At 72.2% G+C, this 17,673-nt stretch carries 10 protein-coding genes; 8 read left to right on the top strand and 2 right to left on the bottom strand.

The window, feature by feature from the left end; all coding sequences use genetic code 11:
* Nucleotides 1–5: 5 nt before the first annotated feature.
* Nucleotides 6–509, bottom strand: coding sequence for a DUF1990 domain-containing protein (locus QXH22_RS02235; RefSeq protein WP_306275942.1), 504 nt, complete (start codon nucleotides 507–509; stop codon nucleotides 6–8).
* A 25-nt stretch (nucleotides 510–534) separates the two neighbouring features.
* On the bottom strand, nucleotides 535–7,083 hold the full coding sequence (locus tag QXH22_RS02230) for a PE family protein (RefSeq protein WP_306274836.1): 6,549 nt from the start codon (nucleotides 7,081–7,083) through the stop codon (nucleotides 535–537).
* Nucleotides 7,084–7,657: 574 nt separating this feature from the next.
* Here QXH22_RS02230 and QXH22_RS02225 point away from each other — a divergent pair.
* The 8 genes from QXH22_RS02225 (at nucleotide 7,658) to QXH22_RS02190 (ending at nucleotide 17,670) form a co-directional block, all read left to right on the top strand.
* Entirely contained in the window at nucleotides 7,658–8,200 is a 543-nt protein-coding gene (locus tag QXH22_RS02225) for a TetR/AcrR family transcriptional regulator (RefSeq protein ID WP_306241136.1), read from the top strand.
* Nucleotides 8,201–8,254: 54 nt separating this feature from the next.
* A complete protein-coding gene (locus tag QXH22_RS02220) occupies nucleotides 8,255–9,118 on the top strand; it encodes an aldo/keto reductase (RefSeq protein ID WP_306241135.1) in 864 nt (287 codons plus the stop codon).
* A gap of 122 nt (nucleotides 9,119–9,240) precedes the next feature.
* On the top strand, nucleotides 9,241–11,049 hold the full coding sequence (locus QXH22_RS02215) for a PE family protein (protein ID WP_306274835.1): 1,809 nt from the start codon (nucleotides 9,241–9,243) through the stop codon (nucleotides 11,047–11,049).
* Between the two features lie 150 nt (nucleotides 11,050–11,199).
* The gene (locus tag QXH22_RS02210) at nucleotides 11,200–13,041 is read left to right on the top strand and encodes a PE family protein (protein ID WP_306274834.1); all 1,842 of its coding nucleotides are present in this window, start codon (nucleotides 11,200–11,202) and stop codon (nucleotides 13,039–13,041) included.
* 39 nt (nucleotides 13,042–13,080) lie between these two features.
* The gene (locus QXH22_RS02205) at nucleotides 13,081–13,704 is read left to right on the top strand and encodes a PaaI family thioesterase (RefSeq protein ID WP_306241130.1); all 624 of its coding nucleotides are present in this window, start codon (nucleotides 13,081–13,083) and stop codon (nucleotides 13,702–13,704) included.
* Between the two features lie 194 nt (nucleotides 13,705–13,898).
* Nucleotides 13,899–14,900 carry a glycosyltransferase family 2 protein gene (locus tag QXH22_RS02200; RefSeq protein ID WP_306274833.1) on the top strand — a complete coding sequence of 334 codons (1,002 nt, stop codon included), beginning with the start codon at nucleotides 13,899–13,901 and terminating at the stop codon, nucleotides 14,898–14,900.
* 147 nt (nucleotides 14,901–15,047) lie between these two features.
* Nucleotides 15,048–17,117 carry a threonine--tRNA ligase gene (gene thrS, locus QXH22_RS02195; protein ID WP_306241128.1) on the top strand — a complete coding sequence of 690 codons (2,070 nt, stop codon included), beginning with the start codon at nucleotides 15,048–15,050 and terminating at the stop codon, nucleotides 17,115–17,117.
* The gene (locus tag QXH22_RS02190) at nucleotides 17,110–17,670 is read left to right on the top strand and encodes an HIT domain-containing protein (RefSeq protein WP_306274832.1); all 561 of its coding nucleotides are present in this window, start codon (nucleotides 17,110–17,112) and stop codon (nucleotides 17,668–17,670) included. Before thrS ends, QXH22_RS02190 begins: the two co-directional genes overlap by 8 nt.
* Nucleotides 17,671–17,673 lie beyond the last annotated feature (3 nt).

Below are 17,673 nucleotides of genomic sequence, written 5' to 3'. Positions count from 1 at the left end.
GCGCGTCAGACCCCGCGCAGATAGCGCTTGGCGATCACCCGTTGCGCGACCGTGACGAAAGGCCCGCCCAGCTTGCTGTACCAGGTGGCCGGCCGGGAGAACGCGGAGACTTCGGCATAGACCGCCGAGGTGCCCGGGTCGTAGCGGACGGCGAATCGCTCCTCGCCGGACTCCGGATGGCCCGGCAGTGTGCCGTAGGCGAAGCCGCGGACGTCGGGCTCTTCGATCACGTACACCACCCGGCACGGCGCGCGCAGGACGCCCAGCATCGTGACGACGACCACCGAGGAGACGGCGACGGTGTCGGTGCTGGCGTTCACCCGCAGCCCGGCGCCTCGTTGCATGCCCCAATGCATGAGCGCCTTGGCTGCCTGCTCGAAGCGGTCCCGCCCAGTGCCGATCTGCGCCGACGCGCTCATGTGGTCGTAGCCCGGCGGAAGCTGATCGGCGGCGGTGGCGCCCACTTCCTGATAGGTCAGCTGTTCCTGGGCGAGCGCGTGCAGGTCCACCCGGCCCAGCTTGCCACTAATCCGCTCAGGATCCGCCGCCGGATCCTCCGGTGCCGCCGGCGCCGCCTCTGCCACCCGCACCGCTGAAGCCATCGGGGGGGAGGCCGTCCTGGCCCGTCCGGCCGCCGCCGCCGGGTTCCAGGTTGCCGAGGATGTTGCCGCTGCCGCCGTTGCCGCCGTCGCCGCCCTTGCCACCCGGTGAGCCACCCTGTCCGAACGGCGGTAACGGACCACTGCCGCCTGTACCGCCGGCACCGCCGTTGCCGCCCTTGCCGCCGGCCCCGGTCAGGCCCGAGCCGCCGTTGCCGCCGTCGCCGCCGTCGCCGCCCGTTCCGGTGGCCTCACCGCCGAGGCCATCACCACCTCGCCCGCCATTGCCGCCGCGGCCGCCCGTGGTGGTGCCGGTCCCGCCGTCCCCGCCGGCACCGCCGTTGCCGGTGCCCTGCGATCCTTTGCCGCCGTCGCCGCCGTCGCCGCCGGAGCCGCCGGCGCCGACTTGGCCGTAGCCCCCATGGCCGCCCTTTCCGCCCTGACCGCCCGTGCCGACCAGCCCGCCGGCACCGCCATTGCCCGCGTCGCCGCCGTGGCCACCCGTCGCACCGTCGCCGCCGGAGCCGCCCCAGCCACCCATGCCGCCCTTGCCGGAGAGGCCGGCGCCTCCACCGTCACCCCCGCGACCGCCGTTGCCGCCCGCTTGTTGCACGCCGGCCGCGCCCGTCTTGCCGGCTGTGGAGCCGGCGCCCCCGACACCGCCCACGCCGCCCTTGCTTGCGTAGCCGCCGGCCCCGCCGTAACCGCCGCCTTCACCGCCGCCCTTGCCGTCGGTGCCATTGCCGCCGTTGCCTGCGGTGCCACCGTTACCGCCGTTGCCGCCGGCCCCGCCGACGCCCTGGATTCCAGCCTTGCCGGTGGCGGCTTGCGCGGCTCCTCCGGCGCCCCCGGCGCCGCCCGCGCCGCCGTCTGCGCCGCGCCCTCCGCTGCCGCCGCTCTGACCGCTCACGCCGGTACCGATTCCGTCCATGCCGTCCACGCCGTTCCCGCCGGTGCCGCCGTTCCCGCCGGCGCCGCCGGCGCCACCCAGTCCGCCGTTGCCGGCCAGCGTGCCGCCCTTGCCGCCGGCCCCGCCGATGCCGCCTGTCCCACCGGCACTCGCATCGGTACCGCGGATGCCCGGGGCGCTGCCGTTCTCGCCGTCGACGCCGTCAGCGCCGGCACCGCCGGTACCGCCGGTTCCGCCGTTGCCGACCTGTCCGCCGTCACCACCTCGGCCGCCAGCAGCTCCGGCACCGCCCGGCGTGGTGGCGGCCGCACCGGTGCCGCCCGTTCCACCGTTGCCGCCACTGGTAGGCACGGCACCCGCGGCACCCTGCTTGCCGGTGCTCGAACCGGTGCCGCCGGCTCCGCCGGAGCCGCCAGTGCCGGGGTTACCGCCGTCGCCACCACGACCGCCCACACCGCCGTTGACCGTCACGTCGCCGTCGCCACCACGGCCGCCGTCACCGGCAGTTCCTCCGGTGCCGCCCGCGCCACCCGCTCCACCAGCGCCTTGGCCGCCGCTCTTGCTCGAACCGGCCAGCGCCTGGCCGCCCTGGCCTCCGGCACCACCTTTACCGCCGGTGCCTCCGACACCGCCGCCGCCACCTTTCCCGCCGGTGGCGCCGGCGGCGGTGGCGTCAGAGCCGTCGGCACCCGTGCCGCCGGTGCCGCCGACTCCGCCGACGCCACCGGTTCCGCCGGCTCCGCCATTGCCGGCCTGCGCGCCACCCAACCCGCCGGCGCCGCCGGCGCCGCCGATTCCACCGGTGCTTCCGGATCCTCCCGACGCCCCGGGCGAGGCGCCCCCAGGACCCTGCTGACCTTGGCCGCCCGCGCCGCCGTTCCCTCCGGCGCCGCCATTGCCGACCAGGCCGCCGTTGCCGCCCTTGCCGCCGATGCCGCCGGTGCCGCCAGGCGTGCCGGCGACGCCGCCGTTGCCGCCCTTCCCGCCGTTGCCGCCGCTGGTGGGGGACACGCCGGTGGCGCCCTGTTTGCCGGCGCTCGAGCCGGACCCGCCCAGGCCGCCGGTGCCGCCGGAGCCTGGGTCACCGCCGTTGCCGCCCGCACCGCCCGTGTCACCGTTGATGTTCGCCGCGCCGTTGCCGCCGTCGCCCGCGACGCCGCCGGTGCCGCCCGCTCCGCCCGCGCCGCCGGCGCCCTGGCTGCCGGCCTTGCCGGTCGCGGACTGGGCGACGCCACCGGCTCCGCCGGCGCCGCCGCCACCACCGAATCCGCCCTTGCCGCCGTCGCCGCCGTCGCCGCCTGCTGCGCCGAACAAGCTGCCGTCGGTGCCGCGACCGCCGGTGCCGCCGGTGCCGCCGGTGCCGCCTGTTCCGCCCGTGCCGCCGTTCCCGCCGTTGCCGGCCAGGGTCCCACCCTTGCCGCCCTGACCGCCGGCTCCGCCGGTGCCGCCAACTCCGCCCGTATTCCCGGTACCGCCGGGGGAGGTGTCAGCGCCCGCGTTGCCGGTTCCGCCGTTGCCGCCGTTGCCGCCGTTACCTCCGTTGCCGACGAGACCGCCGTTGCCGCCTCGGCCGCCGGCCGCGCCGGTGCCCCCGGGAGTGGTGGCGTTCGCGCCGGCGCCGCCCGCACCACCGTCGCCGCCGCTGCCGGGAGCGCTGCCGGTAGCGCCCTGCTTACCGGCACTGGAGCCGGCGCCGCCGGCCCCGCCGGTTCCACCAGCGCCGGGGTTGCCACCGTTGCCGCCGGTGCCGCCGACGCCATTGTTGACTGCCCAGTCGCCCGCGAGACCGGCGCCGCCATAACCGGGGGCACCTCCGGCACCGCCCGCCCCGCCGGTCCCGCCCGCGCCCTGGCTGCCGTTCTTCCCACTCGCGGCCAGCGCGGTTCCGCCGGCGCCGCCCGCCCCGCCGGTTCCGCCAGTTCCCCCAGCGCCGCCACTGCCACCGTTTTGCCCCGAGCCGTCGGCGAACAGGCCGGACAAGCCCGACTGGCCGAAGCCGCCGGCACCGCCGACCCCGCCGGTCCCGCCCATGCCGCCGGCTCCGCCGTCGCCGGCGAGGGCGCCACCCCTACCTCCGGCGCCGCCGACGCCGCCTGTACCGCCGGTCTTGCCCTGGTGACCCGAGTCGCCGAAGGCGACCGCCGAGTCGCCGGCAACACCGGTGCCGCCGGCGCCGCCGGTCCCGCCCATGCCGCCGTTGCCGACCAGCCCGCCGTCGCCACCTCTACCCCCCGCCGCGCCCGTGCCACCCAGCACGGTCGCATCGGCGCCAGTGCCGCCCCGGCCGCCGTTGCCGCCGGTGGTGGCGGCGTTGCCGGCCGCACCGTCTTTGCCGGCGATGGAGCCCTTTCCGCCGGCCCCGCCGGCACCACCGGCGCCGGGGTCGCCGCCGGTGCCGCCGGTCCCGCCGGTGCCCCCGTTGATCGACAGGCTGCCGTTGCCCCCGGTGCCGCCGTCACCGGCCGTCCCGCCGGTGCCGCCGGTGCCGCCGGTGCCACCGGCACCACGATCGCCGGCCAGGCCCGTACCGGAGCGGGCGGCGCCGCCCGCTCCACCGGCACCGCCTACGCCACCGGCTCCGCCGCTGCCGCCGTCACCGCCTTCGCCACCGGTTGCGGCCGGAGCGGTGGCATCAGCACCGCGTCCACCGGTGCCTCCCGTCCCGCCCGCGCCACCGAGCCCGCCGGCGCCACCGGCACCGCCGTTACCGGCCTCTGTTCCGCCCTGACCGCCGACGCCGCCCTGACCACCGGCGCCGCCAGTGCCACCGGTCCCGCCGGTTGCCCCCGCCGCGGCCGCAGCTGATCCCGTGGTGCCGGTTGCGCCGTTGCCGCCGGTGCCGCCCGCTCCGCCGTTGCCGACTCGCCCGCCGTCACCGCCGTTGCCGCCGGCCGCCCCGGCGCTGCCGGGCGTGGAGGCGGAGGCGCCGGCGCCGCCGTTGCCGCCGTTGCCGCCGCTGGTGGCGGTGCCGCCGGTGGCGCCCTGCTTACCGGTGCTGGCACCGGCACCCCCGGCGCCGCCCGCGCCGCCGGTGCCCGGGTCGCCACCGGCACCCCCGGCTCCGCCGACACCGCCGTTGACGGTCAGGTCGCCGGCGGCCCCGGTACCTCCGTCGCCGGCGACGCCCCCAATCCCGCCGGTGCCGCCGGCTCCGCCGACGCCCTGGCTGCCCGCAAGCCCGGACGCCGACCGCGCGGCTCCACCTGCCCCGCCGGTGCCCCCGGCCCCGCCGGTTCCGCCCGTACCGCCGGTGCCGCCCGCATCGCCGGCCGCGCCCGCCGCAGTGGCGTCGGCGCCCCGTGCGCCGCGACCTCCTGCACCGCCGTCACCGCCGCCGCCCCCGGCGCCGCCGGCGCCGCCGTTGCCCGCCTGGGTTCCGCCGTCGCCACCGCTGCCCCCGGCGCCCCCGACGCCGCCGCTGTGCCCGGTTCCGCCGGTGCCACCGGGCGTACCGGCATCCGAGCCGACACCGCCGGCCGCACCGCGACCACCCGCGCCGCCGTCCCCGCCGTTGCCGAACGACCCGCCGCTGCCGCCCCTGCCACCGGCACCGCCAGTGCCGCCCGGGGTGGTGGCGTCTGCTCCGCGGCCGCCGGTCCCGCCATTGCCACTGGTCGGGCTGAGTCCCGCCGCGCCGTGGGCGGCGCGGGTGGTAGCGCCGCTGGCGCCGCCGCTTCCGCCGGTTCCACCGGTCCCGGCATTGCCGCCGGAACCGCCGGCTCCGCCGTTGCCGGTGTCACCGCCGGCGAAGGTCCCGTCGGCGCCGTTGCCGCCGTCGCCGGCATGACCGCCGGCCCCTCCGTTGCCGCCTACGCCGCCGGCCCCGTGGCTGCCGGTCTGGCCGGCGGCCCGTGCCGCGCCGCCCTGGCCGCCGTCACCGCCCGCACCGCCGTCCCCGCCGGCGCCGCCATTGCCGCCGGTCATGCCTGCGGTGCCGGCCGTGGTCGCGGTGGTGCCCGAGCCGCCCGCTCCGCCGGCTCCGCCGGCCGCGCCTTTGCCGCCGCCGCCACCGGCGCCGCCATCACCGGAAATAGTGCCGCCCAGGCCGCCATCCCCACCGCGGCCGCCGGACCCGCCGTGGGTGCCGGCGGTACCCGAACTTCCCGCTGCGGTGGCCGTGTCGCCCGCCTCGCCGGCCAGGCCGTCGCCACCGTTGCCGCCGGCGCCGCCAGTGCCGACGCTGCCCGCGTCACCGCCTCTGCCGCCGGCACCGCCGGTGCCGCCCGGGGTGTTGGCATCGGCGCCACGGCCGCCGGAGCCGCCGTTGCCACCGGTGCCGGGGGTGCTGCCGGTTGCGCCGGCAGTTCCGGGGTTGGCACCGGTCCCGCCGGCGCCGCCCCTGCCACCGGAGCCCGGGTCACCGCCCTGACCGCCGGCGCCGCCGTCGACATGGCCCGCCGTACCGTTGGCCCCCGCGCCGCCATCGCCGGCCACACCGCCGGCGCCACCGGCTCCGCCTGCCCCGCCGACACCGGGTCCGCGACTCACCCCCAGCAGTCCGCCGCTGCCGCCCGTGCCGGCTTCGCCACCGGCTCCGCCGGACCCGCCGTCGCCCCCGTTACCGCCGGTCAGGCCCGTCCCGCCGGCGACCAACGCGTCGGCCCCGCTGCCGCCGGCCCCGCCGGAGCCGCCGGCACCGCCCGTCCCGCCTGCGCCGCCGAAGCCGCCGTTGCCGATCAGCCAGCCGCCAGACCCGCCGTTGCCGCCCTGACCACCGTTGCCCCCGGCACCGCCGGCCGTCCCGTCGGCGCCTGTCCCCACACCGCCTGCGATACCGGCGATGCCGGCGGCGCCGGCGCCGCCCGCGCCGCCGGTGCCACCGTTGCCGAACAGGACCGCCCGACCGCCCTGCCCGCCCGCTCCACCCACGGCATCGAGCGTTGTGGCGGTTCCGCCCGCGCCACCCGCTCCGCCGTTGCCCCACAACATTCCGCCGGCGCCGCCGGTACCCCCGGTGCCGCCGACGGCACCGGGCAACGCCGCAACACCGCCCGCACCACCGGTTCCGCCGTGACCGAACAGCCACCCACCGCGGCCGCCCGCGCCGCCCATGGCACCCGCTCCGCCCGTTCCACCCGCGCCGCCGCGGCCGATCAACCCGGCTGCGCCTCCGGAGCCGCCGGCGACCCCGGGGGCGACCCCGTCGGCCCCGTTACCACCGTTGCCCCACAGCAGCCCGCCGGCGCCGCCCGCCTGGCCCGGCGCCGCGCCGTCGGCGCCCTTACCGATCAAAGGACGTCCCAGCAATGTCGCGGTGGGCGTATTGATCACGTTGAGCAGCAGCTGTTCGGCGTTGACGAGCTCGGCGCTCGCATATGACTGCGCGCTTGACGTCATGAGGGCCGAAAACTGCTCGTGAAATGCCGACAGTCGACTGCCCAGAGCCTGGTACTCGCGACCGTGGTTGCCGAAAAGCGCTGCAATGGCGGCTGATACCTCGTCCTCGGCGGCGGCGGCCAGTGTGGTGGTAGACCGGGCGGCCGTCGCATTCGCCGTACTGATCGCAGCACCCAGCCGGTTGAGATCTGTCACCGCCGCTGCAATCAATTCCGGGGTCGCGGTTACCAGAGACATCGCCATCCTCCAACTAATTCAATCTGCCGAGCGGAAATAGCCGTGCGCACGGTTAACCGGCGCACGACGGCAATAAGTGATCCGGGTGCAGGCCACAGCGCGAGCTGTCACTATCCGATTTACGGATTCGGGGCCGGCCGCGTCACCTATTCGTGGCGTGGGGTTCGATGTCCACGAAAGAAGGTGAGGTCGCGCACTGCAACCCCGGCCGTGCCCGACCGTTGTGGGGCCGCGCAATGCCCATTCGGCACGCCGCCATGCTGTGGCAACGCGGCCGAATTCATTTGCATAACAGGATCATTCGGTGTAGTGATGGAAAGTGTCAAGCGGTTGCCGGGAATCGATAATCGGCCGTGAATTCGGTGGCGCCGCGGTGTCTCACCTCGACCGCTCGACCAGCGCTTTTGCCCCGGGTGCAGCGCGGCGGCGTCTCACCGCGAGACATATTGATCAACGGTGTACGGGGCTCGATTCGGTGCTAAACATCGGCACACACGGACAATTGAGCAACGCCGTGAACATTTGATCACAAATGCGCGCCGATCGCGCGATCGATGTCGTTAGTATCAGGGCCGTGGATTGGCTGGCCGGCGATAGGCGTCATCACGCGCGGGAGCGCATCTACGATTCCGCTGCTGCACTGGTGGAGACTCGTGGCTTTGATCGGCTCAGTATCGATCTGATTGCCCGGAACGTCGGTTGTTCACGCGCGACTGTGTACCGGCACGCGGGCGGGATTGACGCGATCCGGGATGCGATCTTGATTCGGGCGACCAACCAGGTGGCCGAAACGGTGGCGCAGACGGTCAAAGCGCTGCCCGCAGAGGAACGCACTGTGGGAGCAATCCTGGTGTCACTCAAGGTCCTTCGCTCGCATCCGGTATTCGCGTCGGTAGGTGCTTCGCGGGAGACGGGCCGACTGGTGGAACAGACGCTGATCGGTTCGCCGCGCATTCCCGAGGCGGCGGCCGTTATCGCCGGCCTACCCGGTGATGACAAGCTCGCCGCATTGTGGATGGTGCGGGTAGTGCTGGGCCTGCTCTATTGGCCGGTCACCGGCATTGACGGCGCGGAAGAGGCGATCGTCCGCCGCTTCGTCGCGCCGTGGTTGAGCTGAGGTCGCGCGGTTGTAGAGCAGAACTCGCCGCCCAACGCGCGTACGGTCGACACCGTGGCTGCACACGTATCGGGAAGATTCACCCTGGGAAGCGACCTGACCGTCAATCGACTCGGATTCGGCGCCATGCGGTTGACCGGCGACGGCGTCTGGGGGCCGCCGGCTGACCGCGACGAATGTGTGCGTGTGCTGCGTCGGGCCGTCGACCTCGGCGTGAATTTCATCGACACCGCCGATTCCTACGGCCCCTACGTGTCCGAAGAGATCATCCGCGAGGCGTTGCACCCTTACCCGGGTCTGGTGATCGCCACTAAGGCCGGGCTGCTGCGCACCGGGCCGAATGTCTGGATTCCCCTGGGGAATCCGAGTTATCTCCGGCAAGAGTGCGAGATGAGCCTGCGTCGGCTCGGCGTCGAGACGATCGATCTGTTCCAGTTGCATCGCATCGACCCGAATTTTCCGCTGAGCGACCAATTGGGTGAATTGGTGACGCTGCAGGGCGAAGGCAAGATCCGCCATATCGGCCTGTCCGAAATCGACGTGGACCAACTCAACGCCGCCCGCGAGATCGCCGCGATCGTGTCGGTGCAGAACATGTACAACCTGACGACCCGTACCGCCGAACCGCTGCTCGACGCCGCGACGACGCAGGGCATCGGATTCATCCCGTGGTTTCCGCTGGCGTCCGGTCCGCTGGCGGCACCGGACGGGCCGCTGCACAAGATCGCCGCCGCGCACGGCGCGACGCCGTCACAGCTGGCGCTGGCCTGGCTGCTCAAACGGTCACCGGTGATGCTGCCGATCCCGGGCACGTCCAAGGTCGCGCACCTGGAAGAGAACGTCGCTGCCGCGGACATCGACCTCACCGATGAAGAATTCGAGGCATTGTCGGCGGCCGGTGCCGCACAAAGCAATTGAATTCAATTTCGCCGGTGGAGTGCGAACTGATTTAGGTTCAGTCCGAAACGCAAACGCATAGCGGTCCCGCGGCGCACAATACGTGTGCCCGAACCGGGAGTGGGTCCTAACTGGAGGCCGCCATGCCGTTTGTCGTCGCTCACCCGCAGCTATTAGCCACCGCAGCAACGGATCTCGCCAGCATCCGCGCCGCGCTCGGGGCGGCCAACGCAGCGGCTTTCGCCCCGACGGCTGAGGTGCTGGTTGCAGCGGCCGACGAAGTATCGGCGGCGATCGCGACCGTGTTCGGTCGGCACGCGCAGGCCTATCAGGCCGTCAGCGCGCAGAGCGCCGTATTTCACGCACAGTTCGTGCAGGCACTCAATGCCGGTGCCCTGGCGTATTCCGGTGCCGAGGCCACCAGCGCTGACCAACTTCTGCTGGGCGTGGTGAATGCGCCCGCCCAAGCGCTGCTGGGCCGCCCGCTGATCGGCGACGGCGCCGCCGGCGCACCCGGCCGTAACGGCGGGGCCGGCGGATTGCTGTTCGGCAACGGCGGCCGCGGGGGCGACGGGCTGCCGGGACAGGTGGGCGGCAACGGCGGCGCGGCCGGATTGATTGGCAGCGGCGGAGCCGGAGGCACCGGGGGAGCCGGTGCGGTCGGCGGCAACGGCGGCAGCGGTGGATGGCTGTTCGGCAACGGCGGCGCGGGTGGTCAGGGTGGCGCCGCGCTGGCCGGTATCAACGGCGGCATTCCCGGCCAGGGCGGCCATGGCGGCAACGCCCTGCTGTTTGGCGACGGTGGGGCCGGCGGACAGGGCGGTAGCGGCCTGGCGGGAGTCAACGGGGTGAATCCGGTGGTGAACGGCCCGACCGCTTCCGGGACGCCGGGCCTGAATGATTCCGTGAGCGGCAGCGCCTACGGCACCTCAGGAGGCACCGGCGGCGACGGTGGGCTCAGTGCCGGCGGCGGCACCGGAGGAAATGGTGGCAGCGCCAATTCCCTGACGAATTTCGCGATCGGCGGCAACGGCGGCGCCGGCGGCGCCGGTGGCAACGGGGGAAATGGCGGCAGTGGCGGAACGGCGTACGGCGGGGGCGGTACCGCAATCGGCGGCATCGGCGGAGATGGCGCCGCCGCGCAGGCGTCCGGTGGGGTTGGCGGGGCCGGAGGCCATGGCGCCAGCGCCGACAGCATAGGAGCCGGGGGTTTCGGCGGTGCCGGCGGTAGAGGCGGTGACGGTGGCTTCGGCACCGCTGGCGGTGCGGGTGGTGCCGGGGGTGCGGGCGGTGACGGCGGGCGTGGTGGCGTCTTCGTCGGGCAGGGGGGTCACGGCGGCGTCGGTGGGCAGGGCGGGATCGGGGGAGTTGGTGCGGCCGGTGGTGACGGTGGTGACGCGGGCAATGGTGGGAAGGCGACAGCCCTCGGTGGGAGTAGCGGCGCCAAGGGCGGCAATGGCGGCGCCGCAGGAGACGGCGGTACGGGCGGGCTCGGAGGAAGCGGGGGATCGGGTGGGCGGGGTGGAAACGGCGGTGCCGGCGGTTTCCTGATCGGCAATGGCGGTGCCGGTGGCGCTGCGGGCGTTGGTGGCGCCGGCGGTACCGGCGGCGTGGGCGGTGCCGGCGGGTTTGGGGGTAACGGAGGTGGCGCAACCGGTACCGGCGTTGCCGGCGCGGGCGGCTCCGGGGGCGGAGGTGGTGACGGAGGCACCGGTGGTACGGGGGGTGCCGGGGGCGGCAGCGGCGTCGGGGGCTTGGGCGGTGCCGGCGGACTGCTTTTCGGCGAAGAGGGCACCAACGGAACCGCCGGCCAGGGCGGTGCCGGTGGGCAGGGTGGAGCGGGCGGCGCCTTCGGCAAGGGCGGGGCCAAAGGCGTCGGGAACACCTCGAGCGGCCTGAACGGCACTGACGGGAGCCCCGGCAGCCCCGGCGGGACCGGGCAGCACGGTTGATGCATGCGTTGCCTGACACGCAGGCGTCCACGTCATGGTCAACGGTGAAGGGCTTTGTTCCCTATCTCCGAGTTCCCTATCTCCGACGAAAGGAGCCCTGAATATGGCCGTTCGTGTTCATCCAGCACTGATTCGTTGCAGGAGGTTCTCATGTCATACGTAGTTGCGATACCGGCGTTATTGTCCGCCACGGCAGGGGATGTGGGCCGTATTGGCGACGCACTTGCCGGGGCCGGCGCGACAGCGCTGGGCCCGACGACGTCGGTGCTTGCCGCCGGGGCCGACGAGGTGTCGGAGGCCGTTGCAGCTCTATTCGGTGGATACGCGCAGGCGTACCAAGTGGTCAGCGCGCAGGCCGCGACGTTTCACGGGCAATTTGTGCAGGCATTGATCGCGGGCGCCGGGACGTACGCGGGCGCCGAGGCGGCCAACGCCTCGCCGCTGCAAGCCGTGGAACAACAAATCCTCGGTGTGGTCAACGCACCGACGCAGGCGCTGCTGGGGCGACCGTTGATCGGCGACGGCAGCAACGGCGGACCAGGGCAGAACGGCGGTGCGGGCGGGTTGCTCTTCGGCAACGGTGGCCGCGGCGGCGACGGCCTGCCGGGTCAGGTGGGCGGCAATGGTGGCGCGGCGGGCCTGCTGGGTAACGGCGGTGCCGGCGGTACGGGTGGCGCCGGCGTGGCGGGTGGCTCCGGCGGCACCGGTGGACTGCTGTTCGGTAACGGTGGCGCGGGAGGAAACGGCGGGGCGGCGATGGCAGGCATCAAGGGAGGAATCGCCGGGCATGGAGGCGCTGGCGGCAGTGCCCTCTTGTTCGGCGACGGCGGAGTTGGCGGTCAAGGCGGTACCGGCCTCACCGGTGCGGCGGGCATCAATCCGAGCATCAGTGGAGTCGGCGCCACGGGCGCCCCCGGCAGCATTGACGTGTTGAGCGGTGTCAACGGAAGAGTGGTCGGGGGCACCGGGGGAGACGGGGCGGACGTCGGCCTCGGCTCCACCGGCGGTACCGGTGGTGCCGGCGGTTTCGCGGGAATCTTCGCCGGCGCGGTCGGAGACGGTATCGGTGGCAACGGGGGCACGGGCGGAGCGGGCGGAAACGGCGGCGCCGGCGGCGAGGGTGGGTTCGTGTTCGTTGACAACGGGGCCAGCAATGGAGGCATCGGCGGCAATGGGAACATCGCCAGCGCGCCCGGTGGTGCAGGCGGTGCAGGCGGTGCCGGCGGCGGGGCGCTCAGCAACATTTCCGGCAACAGCGTTGGCGGCAGTGGCGGAGCGGGTGGCGGTGGCGCAACCGGGGTGTCGGGCGGTGCCGGCGGGACCGGTGGCGCGGGCGGTCACGGCGGCAATGCGGGGCTGCTTATCGGGAACGGCGGTGCCGGCGGCCTGGGGGGCACGGGCGGTGGAGGTGGCTCGGGAGCCACGGGCGGTACTGCAGGCAGTGGCGGTGAGGGCGGCTCCGCTACCGCAGGCGGGGCCAACTTTGCCAGCGGTGGTTTTGGCGGCAACGCGGGTCCCGGTGGCGCCGGCGGCACCGGAGGCGTCGGCGGTCTGGGCGGCGACGGCGGCAACGGCGGACGCGGCGGCCTGTTGATCGGTGACGGCGGCAGCGGCGGTGGGTCGGGTCTGGGCGGCGTCGGCGGCACAGGCGGCGTGGGTGGCGCCGGAGCAACTGGTGGCAACGGCGGCGGCGGCTTTGCCGGTCAGGGCGGACAGGGCGGACCGGGCGGCGCGGGTGGCGACGGCGGTGCCGGTGGCGCCGGCGGCGATGGCGGCGGCAGCGGTGGCGGTGGGATCGGCGGATCGGCCGGCATGTTGTTTGGTCATACGGGCACAAACGGTGCGGCCAGCGGGGGTGGCGGGGGCGGCGCCGGAGGGGCGGGCGGTGCCCTGGGCGCCGGCGGCAAGGGCGGTGACGGGTCGTCCGGCGTCGGAGCCGGCGGTGCCTCCGGGAAAGCGGGCGTTCAGGGCGCCCCCGGCCAACCCGGTTAGCGCGACCGGCGCCCCTCGGGGCTCGCATACGGTGTCTTGGTGACGAGCAACGCGGCCCCGCACCCCGGCGGGGGATTCAACCCCCCTGAACCCACCGACAAGGGCGGCCCGGATTACCACCGTTTCATCGAAGGGGTGCGCAGGCTGCAGGACCACGCCCGGGCTGTCGACGCGCCGGACGAGGTGATCACGGAAGCAGCCAACCGGCTCGAAGAACTGTCCGCACTGCTGGCCCCGTTCGACGCCGACGAATGGCAGTCGCCGTCGGGGCGGCGGATGGACCTGCCGATGCGGGGCAACGTCCTGACCATCCCGATGCAGGCGCACAAGACCGACGCGGGCCGCATCGAGGGCTGGGCCCGGTTCGCCCGCTTCCACCTCGGCCGCAACGGAGCCGTACACGGCGGATCGCTCGGCATGCTGTTCGACACGGTGCTCGGGCTGACGGCGTCGGTGCTCACCGGCAGCCGCCGTCAGCGCACCGCATACCTCAAGATCGACTACCGCAATATCGTGCCGATCGAAAGGGAGTTGCAGTTCGACGCGGGAGTCGATGTCGAGGACGGACGCAAGATCTTCGTGTCCGGCCGGTTGCGCGACGGGGACACCTTGCTGACCGAGGCGAACGCCCTTTTCGTGCGACTCAAGCCGGGGCAGCCGTAACACGGGGCGGTTGATGCACCTGTCCGAAAACTGAATATTCGTCAGAAATAATGTCCTTGACAAATCATTGCATAGGTGTCGAATATTGATGAAGGTCGATCGATGGCCGCTCGCTGATCGACCTGGGCGTCCCTGTCGCATCTCGTGGGGACGCATCGGGCAATATGCGGCAGCAGAGGCAATGGGTCGGGACCATGACCGAAATCGTGAATGCGGTAAATCGTCCAGCGCGGTCAGCCGAGCGATCGGGACCCTCCGTCGCAATCGTCATTCCCGCCTATAACGAGGAACGTTTTATCGGCAGGTGCGTCGCGTCCTGTCTCCGCCAGACATCGCTTCCGGACGAAATCATCGTCGTCAACAACAGGTCCACCGACGGCACCGAAACGATTGTGCGTCGGCTGCAAGCCGAGAACCGTCATATCCCTATCCGGATATTGACCCAAAACGAATATCAGGGCATCACGCCCACCCGCAACTGCGGCTTCGACCAGGTGCGCAGCACGGTCATCGGCCGGATCGACGCTGATTCCGTCATAGCGCCCAACTGGGTCGCGACGATACGCCGCCGATTCCGCGATCCGGCTGTCGACGCGGTCACCGGTCCGGTGTTCTATTACGATATGCCGTTGCGGCAAGCGACCTTTCGTCTCGACCGTGCCGTGCGCGACAGGTTGCACCGCAAGGCGAAAGACCAACGGTTCCTGTTCGGCTCCAATATGGCGGTCCGGGCGTCGGCGTGGCGCGCGGTTCGCCACCTCACCCGGCTGGACCTCGAAGACCAACTGCATGAAGATATCGACCTCGCCCTGGCGTTGTTCAAGAATGGCTGTGACATCGAATACGAGCGCAGCTTGATCGCCGGCCTGTCCGGACGGCGGGTGGAGAATTCGCCGCGCGATTTCTATCGCTATGCGACGCGCTATCTGCGAACCACCAAGGTGCACCGCGTCAACAGCCGCACTGCGCTGATGACCATCGCGATTCTGTTGATGGGATACTTTCCGGCTCATATCTTGCGCTTGTTTTACGACGGCGAGAGCAACCGATTTACGTTGGCGAAGCTGCACGACTCGAGGCGCCACGGGCGCACGCACCGGCAGGTAAGCGGCAGGCTCGTCGGCGCGCGGACCGGCTCGTTCCGGCCCGCCCACGCGCTGCGGCCGGCAGTGGCAGTGGCGATGCTCGGCCACTAGGACGCTCTTGGGCGGCTACTGGGCCCGCCCCGCCGATTTGTGAACCGCTCCGGGGGCATCGGCTCGGGCCCGTCTCGTTCGGCATAGCATGGTCGCGATCGATTCCGCCATGCCCGCGAACATGCCCAAGCCACGGAGAACCACGCAATGAGCGTCCCCGCACAGCCCGTCTCAGGAGCCGTTGAAGCCCCGATCCGGGTTCCCGCCGGGACTACCGCGGCGGCCGCTGTCGGCGAGGCCGGGCTGCCCAGGCGTGGTTCGCCCGACGCGATCGTGGTCGTCCGGGACGCGGACGGCAAGCTGCGCGACCTCAGCTGGGTGCCGGACGCCGACGCCGAGGTCACCCCGGTGGCAGCCAACACCGACGACGGCCGCAGCGTCATCCGGCACTCGGCGGCACACGTGCTGGCCCAGGCCGTGCAGGACCTGTTTCCACACGCCAAACTCGGCATCGGCCCGCCCATCACCGACGGCTTCTACTACGACTTCGACGTCGCCGAACCGTTCACCCCCGACGATCTGGACAAGCTGGAAAAGCGGATGCGCCAGATCGTCAAGGAAGGCCAGCTTTTCGACCGCCGCGTCTTCGCGTCCAAGGACGAGGCGCGCGAGGAACTGGCCAACGAGCCGTTCAAGCTCGAGCTCGTCGACGACAAGTCCGGTGACCCGGACGTCATGGAAGTCGGGGGAGACGAGCTCACCGCCTACGACAACCTCAATCCGCGCACCCGCGAACGGGTGTGGGGCGATCTGTGCCGCGGACCGCACATCCCCACCACCAAGCACATCCCCGCGTTCAAGCTGACCCGAAGCTCGGCCGCGTACTGGCGCGGAGACCAGAACAACGCGAGCCTGCAACGCATCTACGGCACCGCATGGGAGTCGCAGGAGGCCCTCGACCACCATTTGGAGCTGATCGCCGAAGCCCAGCGCCGCGACCACCGCAAGCTGGGCGTCGAGCTCGACCTGTTCAGCTTCCCGGACGAAATCGGTTCCGGCCTGGCGGTTTTCCACCCCAAGGGTGGCATCATCCGTCGGGAACTGGAGGAGTACTCGCGGCGTAAGCACGAGCAGGCCGGGTACGAGTTCGTCAATACCCCGCATATCACCAAGGAACAGCTGTACATCACCTCGGGACACCTGGAGTGGTACGCCGACGGGATGTATCCGCCGATGCAACTCGACGCCGAGTTCAACCCGGACGGCACCGTGCGCAAGCCCGGCCAGGACTACTACCTCAAGCCGATGAACTGCCCGATGCACCACCTGATCTACCGCTCCCGCGGCCGGTCCTACCGCGAACTTCCGTTGCGGCTCTTCGAGTTCGGCAGCGTCTACCGCTATGAGAAATCCGGCGTCATCCACGGCCTGACCCGGGTGCGCGGCATGACCCAGGACGACGCGCACATCTACTGCACCCTCGACCAGATGCGCGACGAGCTCACCTCGGTGCTGCGGTTCGTGCTCGACCTGCTGGCCGACTACGGCCTGGACGACTACTACCTGGAGCTCTCCACCAAGGACCCGGACAAGTACGTCGGCTCCGACGAGGTGTGGGAGCAGGCCACCGAGATCCTGCGAGAGGTCGGTGAGGCTTCCGGCCTGGAACTGGTGCCCGACCCGGGTGGCGCGGCGTTCTACGGCCCCAAGATCTCCGTGCAGGTCAAGGACGCGCTGGGTCGCAGTTGGCAGATGTCGACGCTGCAGGTCGACTTCAACATGCCGGACCGCTTCGAGCTGGAATACACCGCCAGCGATGGAACCCGGCAGCGTCCGGTGCTGATCCACCGGGCGCTGTTCGGATCGATCGAACGGTTCTTCGGCATCCTCACCGAACACTATGCGGGCGCGTTCCCGGCCTGGCTGGCGCCGCATCAAGTGGTCGGCATACCCGTGGCAGACGAGCACATCCCGTACCTGGAAGATGTTGCGGCACAACTGAGATCGCATGGTGTGCGGGTCGAGGTGGACACCAGCGACGACCGGATGGCCAAGAAGATCGTGAACCACACCAACCAGAAGGTGCCGTTCATGCTGCTGGCCGGTGACCGCGACGTGCAGGCCGGGGCGGTGAGTTTCCGCTTCGGTGACCGCACCCAGATCAACGGGGTGCCCCGGGACACCGCGGTGGCGGCCATCGTCGACTGGATCGCCCGCCGCGAGAACGCCACTCCCACAGCCGAACTGGTGAAAGTCGTGGAGAGTGGCAGTGACTGATCCGAGTGGCGAAGACACCATTCACGACCGCGGCGCCGGCGAGCGCGACCACCTGCAGCGGTTGTGGACTCCGTACCGGATGAACTATCTGGCCGAAGCGCCCGCGACCCGCGACAGTGCCAGCCGCGGCGAGCCGTTCACTGACATCCCGCGAATGTCCGACGAAGAGGGACTGGTGGTGGCGCGCGGCGAACTGGTCTACGCCGTGCTGAACCTCTACCCGTACAACCCGGGTCACCTGATGGTGGTGCCCTACCGGCGGGTGTCGGAGCTCGAGGACCTCTCCGAAGCCGAGAGTGCCGAGGTTATGGCCTTCACCCAGAAGGCGATCCGGGTGATCAAGAAGGTGTCGCGTCCGCACGGCTTCAACGTCGGCATGAATCTGGGCACCTCGGCAGGCGGTTCGCTGGCCGAACACCTGCATGTACACGTCGTCCCGCGGTGGGGCGGCGACGCCAACTTCATCACCATCGTCGGCGGCTCCAAGGTGATACCGCAGTTGCTGCGCGAAACCCGCCGGTTGCTCGCCGACGAGTGGGCGAACCAGCCATGAGGC

This window comes from Mycobacterium sp. TY814 (genome assembly GCF_030755175.1).
Classification (GTDB): Bacteria; Actinomycetota; Actinomycetes; order Mycobacteriales; family Mycobacteriaceae; genus Mycobacterium.
The sequence above is the reverse complement of the archived record's forward strand: the minus strand, read 5'-3'. Positions and strand labels throughout refer to the sequence as shown.